This is a genomic window from Leifsonia shinshuensis (assembly GCF_013410375.1).
GTDB lineage: Bacteria > Actinomycetota > Actinomycetes > Actinomycetales > Microbacteriaceae > Leifsonia > Leifsonia shinshuensis.
Genome location: NZ_JACCFL010000001.1, coordinates 4,044,239 through 4,059,926 on the forward strand (window position 1 = coordinate 4,044,239; position 15,688 = coordinate 4,059,926).

Sequence of the window (15,688 nt, forward strand, 5' to 3'; positions counted from 1 at the left end):
GGCGGATGGGAAGGCGGCAATACGAATGAACACACCCACCGCAGCGTTCGATAGACGCCGAGGTCAATCCGGGTTCCGGCAGGCGAATGTCAAGCGGGTCATCGAAGCGCTGCGACTCGGCCCCTCCTCTCAGGCCGCCCTGGCACGCTCGACGTCTCTGAGTGCGTCGACAGTCAATGTGATCGTGCGGTCGCTTCGCGACCGAGGGCTAGTGGAGACGAGCTCGACGAACGGGCGAGAGTCCCTCGTTGCCCTCGTGCCCAAGCATAAGGTCGTCATCGCGGTCCAGGTGGGGGCGTCTGCGCTGCGCGTCGCGGTCTTCGACTTCACCAACGAACGCCGGACCGACGTGTCGGAGGCGGTAGTAGCCGAGAGTGATGCCGGGCCCAAGCGAGCAAGCCAGCTCATCGGCGAAGCATTGCTAGAGGCGGGCATCGATGCGAATGAAGTAGATGTCGTATCCGTCGCCGTCCAGGGACCGATCGCGCGTCGTTCAGGCTCCGTCGCGTCCTGGGCGGCCGCTCATCTCCCGGGGTGGCAGGAAGTGGCCATCGCCAGCGAACTCGAGGCCGCACTCGGCGCAACGGTCATCGTGGACAACGATGCCAACCTCGCAGGCCTCGCCGAATGGACCTGGGGAGCTGGTCGCGGTCACGACTCGTTCTTCTATGCACTGTGTTCCGCTCATATCGGTGGAGCCTTCATCCTCGCCGGAAAGGTCTACCGCGGGGCCGACGGCTTAGCGGGCGAAATCGGTCACATGGTCGTGGATCCGTCGGGGCCGCTCTGCTTCTGCGGCAGCCGCGGATGCCTCACCACCTACGCGTCGGAGGCAGCTCTCCTCGCGTCTCTAGCCTCGGTGAACACCGACATGCTGTCTCTGGGGGACATCATCGAAGGCGCGCGCTCGGGTGATCTCGCAGCGCGCGGCGCGTTCTACGAGGCGGGCAGGCTGATCGGCCGCGCCCTCGGAAACGTCGGGAAGACGATGGCGCCGGAGGTTATCGCTGTGGGCGGCGATCTCCGCGCCGCTGGAGAGCCACTTATCCAAGGCGTACGGTCCGCCGCAGAGATCGCGAGCCTTCGTGCGGTTTCGCCCACCATCGAGCTCCGGCCTGCTGAACTTGTTGACGATGTGGTCCTGTTGGGGGCGCTCGCAGCCGGCCTGGAACAACAGGAAACCCTCCTCGGCGAACTCCCCGAGTGGGTCAACCTACGAACATCGTACGAACAAGAAATGGTTTAGCGCGGGTTGACGTGTAAACCATTCGGGACTTAGCATGAAAAAGCCGCAAACAAAGGCCCAACACTTCAAGAAACAAACAGTTTAGGAACTCAATGATGAGGAATCAGCTCACCAGCGACAACGAGACACCGACAGCGGCTGTCTCCGCACTCTCAACCGATGAGACCATCAGTGGCCGTCCCGGCGTGTTCGTCCGCCTCACTCTCATGATGCTGCTCGAGTTCGTCGTGTTCGGATCGTGGTTCGCGACCTTCGGTCTCGTCCTGGCGACCCACGGTCTCGGCGCGATCATCGGACCGGCGTACACGCTCGCGGCCGTCGCTGCGATCGCGTCCCCGATGCTCCTCGGAGCAATCGGCGACCGGTTCCTGGCATCGCAGAAGGCCCTGGCCCTCGCGCAGATCGCCGGCGGCATTGTTATGGCACTCCTCCCGACAATCATCGCGTCCGGCAACGGCGGCCTCACCCTGACGCTGATCTTCGTCTACATGCTTTTCTTCCAGCCCACGCTTGGGCTCGCCAACTCCATCGCCTTTAGGCACCTTGGCACCAACCAGAAGGCCTTCCCGTACATCCGCGTGTTCGGCACCCTCGGCTGGGTCATCGCCGGACTCGGGGTCGGCGCCCTCGGACTTTCGGCCTCAACGAACCTCTTCTACGTCACGGCGATCGCCAGCTTCATCTTCGGCGTCTACTCCTTCACCCTCCCGTCGACACCAGCTCCGGCCAAGGGAGCGCGTTTCTCGCTCGGCGACCTCGTAGGTGCGAAGGCCTTCAGCCTCCTGAAGTACCGCAACTTCGCAGTTCTGATGATCTGCTCCCTCCTTACCGCCGTTGCGCTTGGCGTCTACAACACCTACGCGTCTCCGTTCCTCGGCGCTCTCGGCATCCAGAACGTCGCAGGCGTGCTGGCGATCGGCCAGGCCGCTGAGGTGGTCTTCGTGATCACGATCCCATTCGCGGTGAAGTACCTCGGCATGAAGTGGGCCCTCCTCGGCGGCATGGTGATGTGGGGCGTTCGTTTCGCGCTCTTCATCGTCGCTGCTAACGACCACACCTGGGTCGCCGTCCTCGCCGTCGCGCTTCAGGGTATATGCAACGACTTCTTCCTCGTGCTGGCGGCCATGTACATCGGCCGTGTTGCTCCAGTTCAGTTCTCGGCACAGGCCCAGAGCATGCTGATCCTTGTGGTCTCGGGCTTCGGCCAGTTCTTCGGCTCCCTCTTCTCCGGCTTTGTCTACGCGGGCACCGTCGGCGCCGACCCGCACGCCGGCCCGGCAGCGTGGACACCGATCTGGATCATCCCCATCGTGTCGGCGATCATCACCGCCGTGGTCTGGATCATCTTCTTCCGGTACGACCGCAAGAAGCCGCTGACCGTGCTCGGCGCCGAGGAGCAGTCCGGAGCGACGATCCCCAGCACTGTTAGCGCCGCCTCGGAGAGCGCGTGACCCCATGACTCTTCTCCACCTGAATGAGAGCGAGTGCCGCGATCGCCGCCGCGCTCAGCGCCTCGGTCTCCGTGAGCTGCGAGGGCCGACTCCGTTCTTGTGAACGCACCCGTTGGACCACACGCAGACAAGGCTGAGAAGAATAATGAACGAAGTACTGAATAAGCGCTACGACGCGCTCGTCGTCGGCTCCGGCCCCGCCGGCTCGACCGCCGTCAAAGAGCTCACGGAGCGCGGGATGGATGTCCTCCTCCTGGAGGCCGGCCGCGACATCACCGAGGACGACTTCGTCCCCGGCCCTCCGACCCCTCCCGCTGCGATGAGCATCGACCTCTTCGGTCGCGCCCGGGCGTTCCTGCGCGGTCAGTACGTGCAGGCGCGCCGAGCCATGTACCAGCCGCAGAAGGACCCGTTCCTGGTCAACGACCTGCAGCAGCCGTACACGACCAAGGATGGCAACTTCCTCTGGATCCGTGGGCAGCAGCTCGGCGGCCGCTTCCACTCCTACGGACGGATGCTGTTGCGTGCGTCGGATCACGAGTTCAAGGGCAAGACGCTGACCGGCCGTGGTGAGGATTGGCCGATCTCGTATTCGGACCTAGAACCGTACTACGACCGAATCGAGGAGTTCCTCGGGCTCTACGGCGAGAAGGATGGCATTCCCAACCTGCCTGACGGTCGCTACCGCGGTCCGTCACTTCTCACCGAATCGGAGAAGCAGTTCAAGAAGGTCGTCGAAGAGCGCTGGCCCGAGCGGAAGGTCATTCCGTGGCGCTACGCCGCCCCCAACCTCCACCGCGTGCCGCTGGGCGTCGTCGCCGCACGTGAGACCGGCCGGCTCACCGAGCGGATGAACGCGGTCGTGAGCCGCGTCACCATCGACCGTTCCACTGGCAAGGCGGACGGCGTCGTCTTCATCGACCGGATCACTAAGAAGGAGTACACGGTCAAGGCGGACGTCATCGTGCTGTGCGCGTCGACGATTGAGTCGATCCGCCTGATGCTCAACTCGGCCACCGACGGCCACCCGGACGGTCTCGGCAATTCGTCCGGTCTGCTCGGCAAGTACTTCATGGACCAGACGCCCAGCCTGCTGTTCGGCGACGACCCGAGCCGTCCCGGCTTCGAGCGCATCGACCCAGCACCGCCCGACCCGTACTACCCGCCGGTTGGCGGCATCTACATCCCGCAGTTCGACAACGTCGACGGGATCACCAACCCGAACTTCGAGCATGGTTGGGCGATGCAGGGGACGGTCGGTCGCATCCCGGTCCCTGAAGGCCACGGCGGAACGGTGGGTCTGATGGGCTTCGGCGAGATCCCGGCCTATCGCGAGAACAACGTCAGCATCAGCCGCGCCATCAAGGACCGCTGGGGCATCCCCGTACCGCGCATCCGCCTCGGCATCACGGACAACGAGCGAGAGCTCATGCGCGCCCAGGTGGCCGGTCTCAAGGAAATGGCTCTGGCCAGCGGATACCGGATCAACTTCGCCGGCTCTCCACTCGGCCTGGACTCCAAGAAGGTATGGCCGAACGCCGACCCGTTCAGCCGCGCACTCTTCGTCCTCGCCTTCAAGAAGAGCGTCTCGATGGGCGCCGCGATCCACGAGTGCGGCGGCGCCCGCATTGGATCCGACCCGAAGACCTCCGTGCTCAACGAGTTCAATCAGAGCTGGGACGTGCCGAACCTCTTCGTGACCGACGCAAGTGCCTACGTCACCAACGGTGCCGTAGGACCAACCCTGACCATCATGGCGATGACCGCTCGTGCGTGCGAGTACATCGCCGACCAGCACGCCGCCGGCGCGCTCTGACGGGAGACAGCATGTTCGACAACTTCCTGATCCGCTCCGACAGCCTCCGCAACGACGTCGTCGATGGCGAGACCGTGGGATTTTCTCTTGCCGTCCGGCACGCGAACTACCGCGGCGTCTTCCTCTCCCTCCACAACGGCTACTTCATCGAAGTCGACGGTGTGAACTACCCGACCAGCGTGCAGACGTTCGAGATCAACGGGCAGGCACCGCGGACGTTCGAGGAGCTCAAGACGGCCGTGTGGGAGCACTGGGACTACGACGACGAAGGCATCCTCCACATGGCCGCGCCCGGCGGCCTGTCGGAGGGGCCCCACACCGTCCGGTTGCAGCAGTCCGTGCTGGCTGCCTACGGATACCTCCCGACCGACGAGGAGTGGGTGAAGAACCCGCCCGTGCCCGGCAGCGGGGCGGGTTCCGACAAGACCCCCCAGATCATCAGCTACGACCTGACCCTGACCAGTCCCGTCGCGAGCAGCACCCAGGAGAACCGATGACCATCAAGCGCGGAGTCTCGCTCTACAGCTACCAGCAGACGCAGTTCTTCAAAGAGCTCGACCTCGAAGGACAGATCCGCGAGGTCGGCACCAACCTCGGCGGCGCCGACGGCATCGAGATCGTCGACGAGATGTCGCTGCACTACCCGGACCCGGGCGCTGAGTTCACTCGCGAGTGGTTCTCGTGGATGGAGCAGTACGGCACGAAGCCCGTGGCGATGGATGTCGGCATGGACGTCCTGCAGTTCCGCGACCACGTCATGAGCTACGACGAGTGCGCCGACCGGCTCATCCACGACATCACGCTGGCGAAGTCGCTCGGATTCAACATCGTCCGGACGCTGTCGGTGGTTCCGATCGAGGTCATCGAGAAGGCGTTGCCGCACGCCGAGAAACTCGATGTGAAACTCGGCAAGGAACTGCACCAGCCGATGGTGCTCGAAGGGCCGCAGGCGCGCGAGATCCTGGATCTGGCGGAGCGCACCGGCAGCGAACACGTCGGACTCGTGCCCGACCTCGGCATCTTCCAGTTCCGGCCTTCCGACGTGCAGCTCGACTGGTACAAGCGCAAGGGCGCCCAGCAGAGCGCGTGCGATGCGGTCGTCGACCTGTCGCTGGAGCTGCGCGACGGAAAGGCGCCGTTCGGGCACATCGACATGTCCCGGCACACCGCGGGCAACCTGCGTGCCGACTTCGGCCGATTCATCCGCACCCGGGAGACGTCCCCCGAATTCACCGACGCATTCAACGGCGTCATCGCAGTGACCAACGACCGCGTCGAGAACCCGACCGATCTCGACTACACGGTCGTCTCCGAAGCCTTGATGCTGTCGCACACATCGACCGACACGCTGCGCGAGCTCACCGGCCGGATCACGCACATCCACGGCAAGTTCAACAACATGTCGGAGATCCCTGGCCGCCCCGGGCAGTATCAGGACATCTCGATCGACTACGCCCCCGTGGTGCAGGCGCTCAAGGATGGCGGATACGACGGATACATCGACACCGAGTATGAGGGACAGCGCTACTTCCAGGACCGTGGCGTCGAGGACCTCGAGAACGAAGTGGAACAGGTGCGCCGGCACCAGGAGATGCTTGCGAGACTGATCGCATCATGACCGATTCATCCACACCCTCGAGCGGCAGGCTGGTCGCCTTCGTGGGCAGCTACGCCAGCGGCCCGGCGGATGGCGGAGGTGGTATCACTGTCGTCGAGGTGCAGGACGACGGCGCAGCACTCTCCGTCCTCAGCGCCACAAGTGTGCCGGAGGAGGCGGGCTACCTCAAATACGCGCCATCCACCGGCACGCTCTACGCGGTCGACGAGCGCAAGACCGACGGCCGGGGACCAGTGCGAGCACCCGCCTCGGTCCGCGCGTTCAAGGTCGACCAGGCCGACGGATCGCTCACCCGGCTGAACACGCTCATCGCACCGGCTCCGTTCCCCACCTACCTCGACTTTGACGAGAAGCGTCGGGCGCTCGTGTGCGCCAGCCACGGGAGCTTCGACCACGTGGAGCAGATCGTCCGCACGGCTGAAGGCTGGACGGTCGAGTACGTGTACGACGACTCGGCAGTCCTGCTCTACAGCGTCAAACCCGACGGCTCACTCGACGTGCTCCGCGATGTCGTCGTCCTCGCTGGACACGGGCTCGACCCGAACGACTCTCCGCAAGCCGGCGGCCACGGCCAGGCGAGCGCGCACGCTCACAGTGCAGTGATCGATCCCTCTGCGAGGTACGTCATCGTCTGCGACAAGGGGACGGACGTCATTTCCGTCTTCGAGCTTTCGGACACGCTCACGTTGGTCAGCGAGTTCGCGATGCGGCAGCAGACCGGCCCGCGCCATCTCGTTTTCGATACGAGCGGAACGCATGCGCTGCTGACCTGCGAGTTCTCCTCCGAAGTCGCATCTCTCGGATTCGACCCAGAGACGGGAACGTTCGAACTGATCGACAGTGCCTCCTCCACAGCGGACGGCTTCACCGGCCTCAACGAGCCGGCGGATCTGCGCCTCCATCCCGACGGCAGATTCCTCTACGTGAACAACCGCGGCGAGGATTCCCTCGCATGGTTCGAAATCATGCCCGACAAGTCTCTTGCTCGACGCGGACACGTAGCGCTGGCGAAATCGCTCCACCCCGGACTGGCCGCACGCAGTTTCGCCTTCACGCCATCGGCCGATACCGTGCTGATCGCCGACCGGCCGGCCGGCCTCATCAGGGCGTACCGCGTCGACCGCACGACCGGCGCACTGACCGAGCTCTCCGAGCTTTCCCTGCCGGACCCGGCGTTCATCGAATTCGCGGAGCTCGCATCATGAGCGCGCGCGGCCCCCGCGTCGCCATCCTCGGGACCGGCATGATCGGCGAAGTCCATCGCCGGGCGTCCGTCCTGGCCGGAGCGGAACTCGTCGGTGCCATGGCATCCACCCCGAAACGGTCAGCCGAAGTCGCACGAGAGTGGAACACCCACCCGATCCTGTCCGCGAACGAACTGGCGGCGCTCCAGCCGGATGTCGTACACGTCTGTACACCGAACGCGTTCCACTCGGAGCATGTGGAAGCGGCCATCGAAGCCGGCGCCCACGTGATCTGCGAGAAGCCGTTGGCGACATCGAGTGCGGAAGCCGATCGCCTCACGCACCTCGCTGCCGCGTCCGGACGGATCGCGGCCGTGCCGTTCGTCTATCGCTATCACCCGCTCGTCCGCGAAATCCGCGCACGCGCTGCCGCGGGTGAGTTCGGGCGGTGGCAATTGCTTCACGGCAGCTACCTGCAGGACTGGCTCCTGTCTCCATCGGCGACGAGTTGGCGAGTGGATTCCAAGGTAGGAGGGCCCTCGCGTGCATTCGCGGACATCGGCTCGCACTGGTGCGACCTCATGGAGTTCGTGACCGGCGAGCGCATCGCATCGGTCTTCGCCGCGATGTCGACGACCGTGCCCACGCGCCCGGCAACCTCGACCGCGGCCTTCGGCGGCGGAAAGTCAGACGGGCCGCTCGTCGACGTCGACACCGAGGACGCAGCGACCGTCGTGTTCCGGACGGCCTCAGGCGTGACCGGCTCCGTGGTCATCTCGCAGGTCTCTGCAGGGCGGAAGAACCGGCTGTGGTTCGAGTTCGACGGAGCAGAGCGCTCCGCAGTCTTCGACCAGGAGAACCCGGAGTCGGTGTGGCTGGGGTCGGAAGCGTCGGCAGAGATCCTCCAGCGTGACCCGGGACGGGGATCGTCTGAGCAGCGTCGGCTGTCGGCACTGCCCGCCGGCCATGCACAGGGCTACGCCCAGTGCTTCGAGAACTTCGTCGCCGACACGTACGCGACCGTTCGGGGGGGAACCCGGGAAGGGCTTCCGCGCTTCGCAGACGGCGCACGCTCGAACCACATCGTGGACGCCGTCATCGAATCCGACAGGGCCGGCCGGTGGGTGGAGGTCCCGAGGTCCTCATGATCTCCACCGGAGCCATCCGACGTGTTCGAGCCGGCGGGCGGAATGTCTGGTCGGAGATCCTCCATCTCGGGCCGAACCGGCAGAACCACTGGGGAGCGATCCAGGTCGGCATCGGCGTCACCGGTCCGCTGGTGCTGCTGGTCGCTCTTGACCGCACCGACCTGCTCGCCTACGCGGTCTTCGGGTCGCTCAGCGCGGTCTACGGCAAGCGGCTGCCACCGATCCCGCGTCTGCTGACGCAGCTCGGCGCCGGCGCCCTCCTGGTCTTCGCAGTGTGCGTGGGCGTCCTTGTCGGAGCGAACGCCGATAGCGGGTTGCTCGCGCTGCCAGCCATGTCACTGGTGTCCGTCGCCGGGTTGCTCGCCGCGGACAGGTTGGGCTGGGTCCCGTCGCCTTCGCTGTTCCTGGTGTTCGCGACGGGGACGATCGCGGCGCAGGGGCATGAACTGGCAGACGTTCAGACCGCCTTCGTCGCCAGCGCCCTCGCGGCGGTCTTCGGTGCGGTGGTCGGGCAGGCCGTCTACCTGTTGCAAATCGCAGCCCAAGCCGAGTTCGTGACGCTCAAACCGAAGCGCTCCACCATCGTCAGCTTCGAGTTCCTCGAGCAAGTGACAGTTTCGGCGATCGCCCCGATCATCGCGGGCGGACTCGCACTGGCGTTCGGAGTCGGACACGCGTACTGGGCCGCCGTCTCGGCAACGGTTCCTCTGGTCGGAGTCGGCTTGACGAACAGGCTCGGGAGGGGAGCGCTTCGACTGTTCGGCACCCTCCTCGGGTCCGCGCTCGCGTTCCTGCTGCTGTCGTTCTTGCCGACGGACTGGATGCGCGTCGTGCTGGTGGGCCTCCTCCAGTTCCTCGTCGAGCTCTTCGTGGACCGCAACTACGGCATCGCGGTCGTCTTTATCACTCCGCTCGCGCTGATCCTCACCTCATTCGCCTCACCCGAACCCGCGGCCACGCTCGTCACCGATCGCGTCATCGCCACGGTCATCGGCACGGTCGTCGCCTTCGGACTTCTCGTGCTCGCTCGGCTGGTGGCACATTGGCGCCGATAATGGAGCCAATGCGCCGACCGCTTTCCGCGGCCGGTGACGATCGAGGGGAGGCTGTCAGATGCCGACAGCGACAGTCGAGGCAGCGCCTCGCCAACGGATTGATGTGACGGCGGCTCTTCGCGATGCAATCCTCGCATCCGAGTACGCTCCGAACCAGAGACTGGTCGCTATCGATCTCAGCGAGCGGTACGGTGTCTCGCGCGCAGCTGTGCGGGCCGCCTTCCTCACCCTCGAGAGCGAAGGGCTCATCGAGCAGTTGCCCAACCGGGGTGCGCGTGTGCGCGCGATCAGCATCGATGAGGCCATCGAGATCGTGGAGGCGCGAATCGGCCTGGAAGTGCTCGTCGCCCGTCGCGCAGCAGAGAATCTCACTCCGAGCACCGCTCGCGAACTCGAGGAACTCCGAGACAAGATCGTGACTTCCGTCGCCACGGGAAACCTCATCGAGTACTCGCGACTGCATCAGGAGCTCGACCGCGCCCTGCGCGTCATCGGCGACCACCAAACCGCGAACGAGCTGCTCGAACGGCTCGCTGGGCAATCGGCTCGCCACCAGTTCCGCATCGGGTTCGTACCCGACCGTGCACGGGTTTCAGCGGTTGAGCACGCCGCGATCATCGATGCCGTCCTGGCAAGGGATCCGGACGCTGCCGAACGGGCGACCAAGGTCCACCTCGCCTCCGTGATCGACGTGCTCCGTCGGCTCGAAGCATGACAGGAGTCGGCTCCTTAGCGGACCTCAGACAGGAGAACACATGACCGACGTCACCATCGGTGTCGTGGGACTCGGGGAAGCCGGGGCCTTGTATGCGACGGGACTCGCCGACGCCGGCGCCCGGGTTCGCGGTTACGATCCGTTCCGGGAGCTAGGCGACCCCCGCGTCGAACAGATGGCGACCCCCGAGGATCTCGCCCCCGATGTCGACGTCGTGCTGAGCCTCGTCGGCGGACGGGCCGCTGTGGCTGTAGCGCATGACTTCTTGACCGTAATGCCCAACGGTGCGGTCTTCGCCGACTTGAACACGGTGGCGCCGGACGTGAAGTCGCAGATCGCCGATGAGGCCGCCAGCCATGGAGCGTTGATGGCAGACGTCGCTGTTCTCGCACCGGTGCCGCGGGCCGGTTTCAAGACGCCGCTCCTCGCAAGCGGAGCCGGGGCGGAGACCCTGGTCGACCTCCTCGCACCGCTCGGGGTTCCCATCACCGTGTCCGGCGCCGTGGCCGGCGACGCGGCGCGGCTCAAGCTCCTCCGCAGCGTCTTCATGAAGGGTCTGGCGGCCCTCGTCATCGAAAGCGTCAGCGCAGCGAGAAGCGCCGGGGCGGAGGAGTGGATCACAGAACAGATGTCCGCGGAACTCGGCCCTGACGGGCGCCAGCTCGTCGACCGGTTGATCACGGGCACGTATGAGCACATCGAACGGCGCACGCACGAGGTCGAAGATGCGCTGCACATGCTCGAGGCGTCGGACCAGCACGCGGATATGACACGCGCGACTCTCGCCTGGTTCGAGCGCATCCGAACCGAGCGATGACCTCACCCGGCGTCCCCGTTCGGAAAGTGGCACATGAATTGGCGCCAATTTGTTGACCAATGTGCTGCTCTGTGATTTGCTGTCGGAAGATCGAATGCTCGCGCAGTAGCGGGCCAGGGCGGGAGGCACAACATGACCGAGTCGACAGCGGCTTCGCTGCTCGTAGTGAGCGCCCATGCGGGCGATTTCGTCTGGCGAGCCGGCGGCGCGATCGCCGCGGCGGTGTTGCGCGGTGAGCGTGCGACCGTGGTCTGCCTCTCGTACGGTGAGCGCGGTGAGTCGGCGTCGCAATGGCTCGCCGGCAAGGACCTCGACGAGATCAAGCAGATCCGTCGAGGGGAGGCGGAGGCTGCGGCGGCTGCGCTCGGAGCCGACATCGAGTTCCTCGACCTGGGCGACTATCCGCTCGTGGAGTCCCCGGAAGCTGTGGCGAAGCTCGTGGACGTGTTCCGCCGAGTCCAGCCGACCGTGGTCCTGACACATCCGCTCGCAGACCCGTACAACGGCGACCATCCCGCAGCCGCCCGCATGGCCCTCCAGGCGCGCGTGCTCGCTCAAGCGATCGGGGTGGCCAACTCCGACGGATCGTTCCCGTCCAAGGAAGAGATCATCGGGGCCCCTCCGGTGTTCTTCTTCGAGCCGCACCAGCCCGAGCAGTCGGACTTCAAGCCGAACGTGCTGCTGGACATCACCGAGGCCTTCCCCAAGAAGCGCGCCGCGATGGAGTGCCTGCCCGCCCAGAAGCACATGTGGACCTACTACACCGATCTCGCGATCCGTCGAGGCGTCCAGGTCAAGCGCAATGCGGGACCCAACCTGGGTCTTCCCCACGAGACGATGGGCGAGGCGTACGTGCGCTACTACCCGCAGGTGACCGGGGAGCTCGCGTGACCGGCCCGGTCATCGTAACCGACATCGCTCGGGCGGACGCGGCGACGATCGACGCGCTCGCCGAGCACGGAGTCGCTACGGTGCACGAGGCGCTGGGCCGCGTCGGTCTCGTCGGCGCTGGCATTCGGCCGATCCAGGACGGCGCCCGCATCGCGGGATCCGCTGTCACGGTCTCGTCGTGGCCGGGTGACAACCTGATGATCCACGCTGCTGTCGAGCAGTGCGAGGAGGGCGACATCCTTGTCGTCTCGACCACGTCACCCTCCACCGACGGCGCGTTCGGCGAACTCTTCGCGACGGCGCTGCAGGTGCGCGGCGTCCGCGGTCTGGTGACGACGACCGGCGTTCGCGATGTCGTGGATCTGCGAGACATGGAATTCCCGGTCTGGTCGAGCGCGATCAATGCCCAGGGCACGGTCAAGGCGACGGCCGGGTCGGTGAACATTCCCGTCGTCGTCGGCGGGGTGACGATTCACGCGGGTGATGTCGTCATCGCCGACGACGACGGTGTGATGGTCGTGCCACGCGCCGAGGCTGAGGCGGCGCTCGCCGCGTCTGACACCCGGGTGGACAAGGAGGCCGCGGACCGCGAAGCGTACCGCGGCGGTGAGCTCAGCCTCGATCGCAAGGGCCTTCGCGACACCCTCACCCTGCTGGGCGTCCGGTGGGTCACGCAGCAGGATTATGACGCCCACTGAAAGCCCCGCTGTGGAGCCGGCTGTCCGTGACGGCATCCGCTGCATGCTCATGCGCGGTGGGACATCGAAGGGCGCGTACTTCCTCGCCTCGGATGTGCCTGCGGAGCCGCTGACCCGCGACAACTTGATGCTCCGAATCATGGGAAGTCCCGACCAGGCCCAGATCGATGGTCTCGGCGGCGCGCATCCTCTGACGAGCAAGGTCGCGATCGTGTCCCGCTCGACCGAGCCGGGAATCGACATCGACTATCTCTTCCTCCAGGTGGTGGTGGACAAACCTGTCGTGAGCGATGCGCAGACCTGCGGCAATCTCCTCGCCGGAGTCGGCCCGTTCGCAGTTGAGCGCGGCCTAATTGCGCCTGGCCACGAAACCACCAGTGTGCGCATCCGTCTGGTGAACACGGGAGACGTGGCGACGGCGGTCTTCGCCACGCCGGGCGGCCGGCCCGACTATGACGGCGCGGCGGAGATCGATGGCGTTCCCGGCACTGCTTGCCCGATCGACCTCGAGATGCAGGCCGGCACGAAGCCGCTGCTGCCCACGGGCAACGTCACGGACGAGATCCGCGGACATCGTGTGACCATCGTCGACAACGGAATGCCTGTTGTACTCCTCGACGCCGGCGAGCTCGGAGTATCCGGAGACGAAGATCCGGAGGTGCTCGAGAGCCGGACGGACCTTACCCAGGAGCTTGAGCATGTGCGTCTCGAAGCAGGCAGGATGATGGGGCTCGGCGATGTGACCGACCAGACCGTCCCGAAGATGTTCCTGCTTTCGGCGCCGACGAACGGCGGCGCAATCGGCACCCGCGGATTCATTCCGAAGCGCGTGCACACGTCGATCGGTGTACTCATGGCTGCATCGGTTGCCGCGGGTATCGCGATCCCGGGCGCCGTCGGTTCCGACCTCGCGCGGCTCCCGGACTCGGATGTCTTCGACATCGAGCACCCGACCGGGATCTTCCCCGCCCGCGTCCGCGTCGAGCGAAACGCCGACGGTGAGTGGACCGGAACGTCCACGTCGCTGCGCACCGCCCGCAAGATCTTCGACGGCCTCGTCTTCCCCAGGCCGCGTCTCTAGCTTCATCCGTCTTCAGAGAGGAACACCGATGGCCGACTACACCGCCTTCGACGTCGCACACCTAGCCAACGTCGAACTGCTCACCCCGAAATTCGAGGAGAGCCTGTGGTTCTTCAAGGACCTTCTCGCGATGCGAGAGGTCACCCGCGTTGGGGACTCCGCGTATCTCCGCTGCTGGGACGAGTACCAGCAGTACACGATCAAACTGACTGCGTCGGACGCAGCCGGCGTCGGGCGCACGTCGTTCCGCGCCGCGTCTCCCGAAGCGCTCGAGCGTCGCGTCGCCGCGATCGATGGCGCGGGCCTCGGTGAGGGCTGGGTCGAAGGCGAAGTGGGTACTGGGCGCACCTTCCTCTTCCGTGACCCTGACGGCCACGAGATGGGCATCTACTACGACACCGAACGCTATGTGGCGTCGGACGAAGACCGCCCGGCGCTGAAGAACCAGGCATCCGCCTACCCCGGTCGCGGGGTCAACGCTCGTCGTCTGGACCACATCAATTTCCTGGCCAAGGATGTGGAGGCCAATGGAGAGTTCATCGCCGCCGCGCTCGGAGGGCGGGAGTCGGAGCGGATCAAGCTCGACAACGGAAAGCTCGCCGCGTGGTGGTTCCACTTCTCGCTCAAGTCCTACGACGTTGTCTACTCAGACGACTGGACCAAGCATGGCAATCGTCTGCACCACATCGCTTTCGCCCCCGACACGAGGGAGGACATCCTCAAGGGTGCCGACATCTTCCTCGAGAACGGCATCCACATCGAGTCGGGGCCGCACAAGCACGCCATCAACCAGACCTTCTTCCTCTATGTCTGGGAGCCCGGGGGCAACCGCATCGAGTTCGCCAACGCCGGAGCGCGACTCCTTCTCGACCCGGACCAGCCGGTGGTCGAGTGGTCCGAAGAGGAGCGCAAGAAGGGCCAGGCGTGGGGCATGAAGACCATCGAGACCTTCCACACGCATGGGACGCCGATCGTCTGAGTTCGGGCTATCCCACTCGGATCGCGGAGAACTCGCCCGCGGAGCCTTGGATCGCTCGTGCGACGGTCGAGTAGAACCAGTTCAGCGCACCGGTGCCCTGAGTGGTCCGGCGACGGTACAGGTTGAGCTCGATCGGCGCCATTTCGAAAGGTAGCTTCTTGATGACGATGGGCCACGTGGAGGCCCAGCCCATCGCGATGGCGGTTGGAATCGTGACGACCAGTTCGTCGCTCTCGGCGATCAGCCGTGGCAGTGTCGCGAAATGCTGGACGGTCACGCGCGGGATGATCGCCGCCCCAGCGTGTCGCTGAGCCGCTTCGAGAAGATGAGCGCCTGAATCACTTGTTACAGCGGCGTGCACGGCATGCTGATACCGCTCGATCGTCATGTCGCCGTCTGCCAGGCGGTTCGTGGCCGACATGAGCACCCGGTAATTCTCCTGCTTCACCGGTGAACGCTCGTACTCCAATGGCAGGTCGGACGGCGTCACGGCCAAGTCCACGGACCCGCGGTCCAGCCACTCTGCGAGTCTGTCGGTCTCGAGCGGAACGACGTCAACCCGAGCGCGTGGCGCTTCGGCTCGTACCGCGGCGTGGATGGCGGGTAGCCAACCGATCTCGCCGAGCTCGGAAAGCGCGATTCGGAAGACGCGCTCCGAGTCCGACGGTTGGAAGCCGTGGACGGAATCAAGCGCCTGTTCGACACGTGCGAGCGCAGCGCGGAAGTCGACGAAGACGGAGTCGGCAAGGGGGGTCGGCTGCATCTCGCGTCCGACGCGGACAAAGAGTGCATCGTCGAACTGGTTCCGAAGGCGTCCGAGGGCCTGGCTGATCGCGGACTGCGTCACGAAGAGCCGCTCGCCGGCCATGGTGAGGCTCCGCGTCTCGTACACCGCGACCATCACGCGGATCAGGTTCAGATCGATGGCGCACCTCCGTTAGCGCGGTTTCTTTCTACATTAGCACTGCTAACGCAGATGCTCTTGCCGA

The 15,688-nt window shown here is 65.4% G+C and carries 14 protein-coding genes; 13 read left to right on the forward strand and 1 reads right to left on the reverse strand.

Going from position 1 to position 15,688, the window contains the following annotated elements; translation table 11 throughout:
- The first annotated feature begins 25 nt into the window (after positions 1 to 25).
- From HNR13_RS19495 to HNR13_RS19560, 13 genes are all read left to right on the forward strand, one after another.
- The gene (locus HNR13_RS19495; protein ID WP_179608403.1) at positions 26 to 1,246 is read left to right on the forward strand and encodes an ROK family transcriptional regulator; all 1,221 of its coding nucleotides are present in this window, start codon (positions 26 to 28) and stop codon (positions 1,244 to 1,246) included.
- Between the two features lie 95 nt (positions 1,247 to 1,341).
- Positions 1,342 to 2,697 (forward strand): MFS transporter, encoded by a 1,356-nt coding sequence (locus tag HNR13_RS19500; RefSeq protein WP_281369289.1) that lies wholly within the window; start codon positions 1,342 to 1,344, stop codon positions 2,695 to 2,697.
- A 145-nt stretch (positions 2,698 to 2,842) separates the two neighbouring features.
- Positions 2,843 to 4,513, forward strand: coding sequence for a GMC oxidoreductase (locus tag HNR13_RS19505; RefSeq protein WP_179608406.1), 1,671 nt, complete (start codon positions 2,843 to 2,845; stop codon positions 4,511 to 4,513).
- Between the two features lie 11 nt (positions 4,514 to 4,524).
- Positions 4,525 to 5,010: a C-glycoside deglycosidase beta subunit domain-containing protein gene (locus HNR13_RS21750; RefSeq protein WP_179608408.1), complete on the forward strand. Its 486-nt coding sequence runs from the start codon at positions 4,525 to 4,527 to the stop codon at positions 5,008 to 5,010.
- A gap of 1,117 nt (positions 5,011 to 6,127) precedes the next feature.
- Positions 6,128 to 7,336 (forward strand): lactonase family protein, encoded by a 1,209-nt coding sequence (locus tag HNR13_RS19520; protein WP_179608410.1) that lies wholly within the window; start codon positions 6,128 to 6,130, stop codon positions 7,334 to 7,336.
- Positions 7,333 to 8,463 (forward strand): Gfo/Idh/MocA family protein, encoded by a 1,131-nt coding sequence (locus tag HNR13_RS19525; protein WP_179608411.1) that lies wholly within the window; start codon positions 7,333 to 7,335, stop codon positions 8,461 to 8,463. Before HNR13_RS19520 ends, HNR13_RS19525 begins: the two co-directional genes overlap by 4 nt.
- Positions 8,464 to 8,594: 131 nt before the next feature.
- Positions 8,595 to 9,518 (forward strand): FUSC family protein, encoded by a 924-nt coding sequence (locus HNR13_RS19530; protein ID WP_179608413.1) that lies wholly within the window; start codon positions 8,595 to 8,597, stop codon positions 9,516 to 9,518.
- A gap of 58 nt (positions 9,519 to 9,576) precedes the next feature.
- Positions 9,577 to 10,233 (forward strand): GntR family transcriptional regulator, encoded by a 657-nt coding sequence (locus HNR13_RS19535; protein WP_179608415.1) that lies wholly within the window; start codon positions 9,577 to 9,579, stop codon positions 10,231 to 10,233.
- A 40-nt stretch (positions 10,234 to 10,273) separates the two neighbouring features.
- Positions 10,274 to 11,050: an NAD(P)-binding domain-containing protein gene (locus HNR13_RS19540; protein ID WP_179608417.1), complete on the forward strand. Its 777-nt coding sequence runs from the start codon at positions 10,274 to 10,276 to the stop codon at positions 11,048 to 11,050.
- A gap of 132 nt (positions 11,051 to 11,182) precedes the next feature.
- The gene (locus HNR13_RS19545; protein ID WP_179608419.1) at positions 11,183 to 11,941 is read left to right on the forward strand and encodes a PIG-L deacetylase family protein; all 759 of its coding nucleotides are present in this window, start codon (positions 11,183 to 11,185) and stop codon (positions 11,939 to 11,941) included.
- The gene (locus HNR13_RS19550; protein WP_179608421.1) at positions 11,938 to 12,639 is read left to right on the forward strand and encodes a 4-carboxy-4-hydroxy-2-oxoadipate aldolase/oxaloacetate decarboxylase; all 702 of its coding nucleotides are present in this window, start codon (positions 11,938 to 11,940) and stop codon (positions 12,637 to 12,639) included. Before HNR13_RS19545 ends, HNR13_RS19550 begins: the two co-directional genes overlap by 4 nt.
- Complete coding sequence (locus tag HNR13_RS19555; RefSeq protein WP_179608422.1) at positions 12,626 to 13,720, forward strand: 4-oxalomesaconate tautomerase; 1,095 nt, start codon at positions 12,626 to 12,628, stop codon at positions 13,718 to 13,720. Before HNR13_RS19550 ends, HNR13_RS19555 begins: the two co-directional genes overlap by 14 nt.
- 28 nt (positions 13,721 to 13,748) lie before the next feature.
- Positions 13,749 to 14,699 carry a VOC family protein gene (locus HNR13_RS19560; protein ID WP_179608424.1) on the forward strand — a complete coding sequence of 317 codons (951 nt, stop codon included), beginning with the start codon at positions 13,749 to 13,751 and terminating at the stop codon, positions 14,697 to 14,699.
- 7 nt (positions 14,700 to 14,706) lie between these two features.
- On the opposite strand, the gene HNR13_RS19565 is transcribed toward HNR13_RS19560, so the two are convergent.
- Complete coding sequence (locus tag HNR13_RS19565; protein ID WP_343063672.1) at positions 14,707 to 15,624, reverse strand: LysR family transcriptional regulator; 918 nt, start codon at positions 15,622 to 15,624, stop codon at positions 14,707 to 14,709.
- Between the last annotated feature and the right edge of the window lie 64 nt (positions 15,625 to 15,688).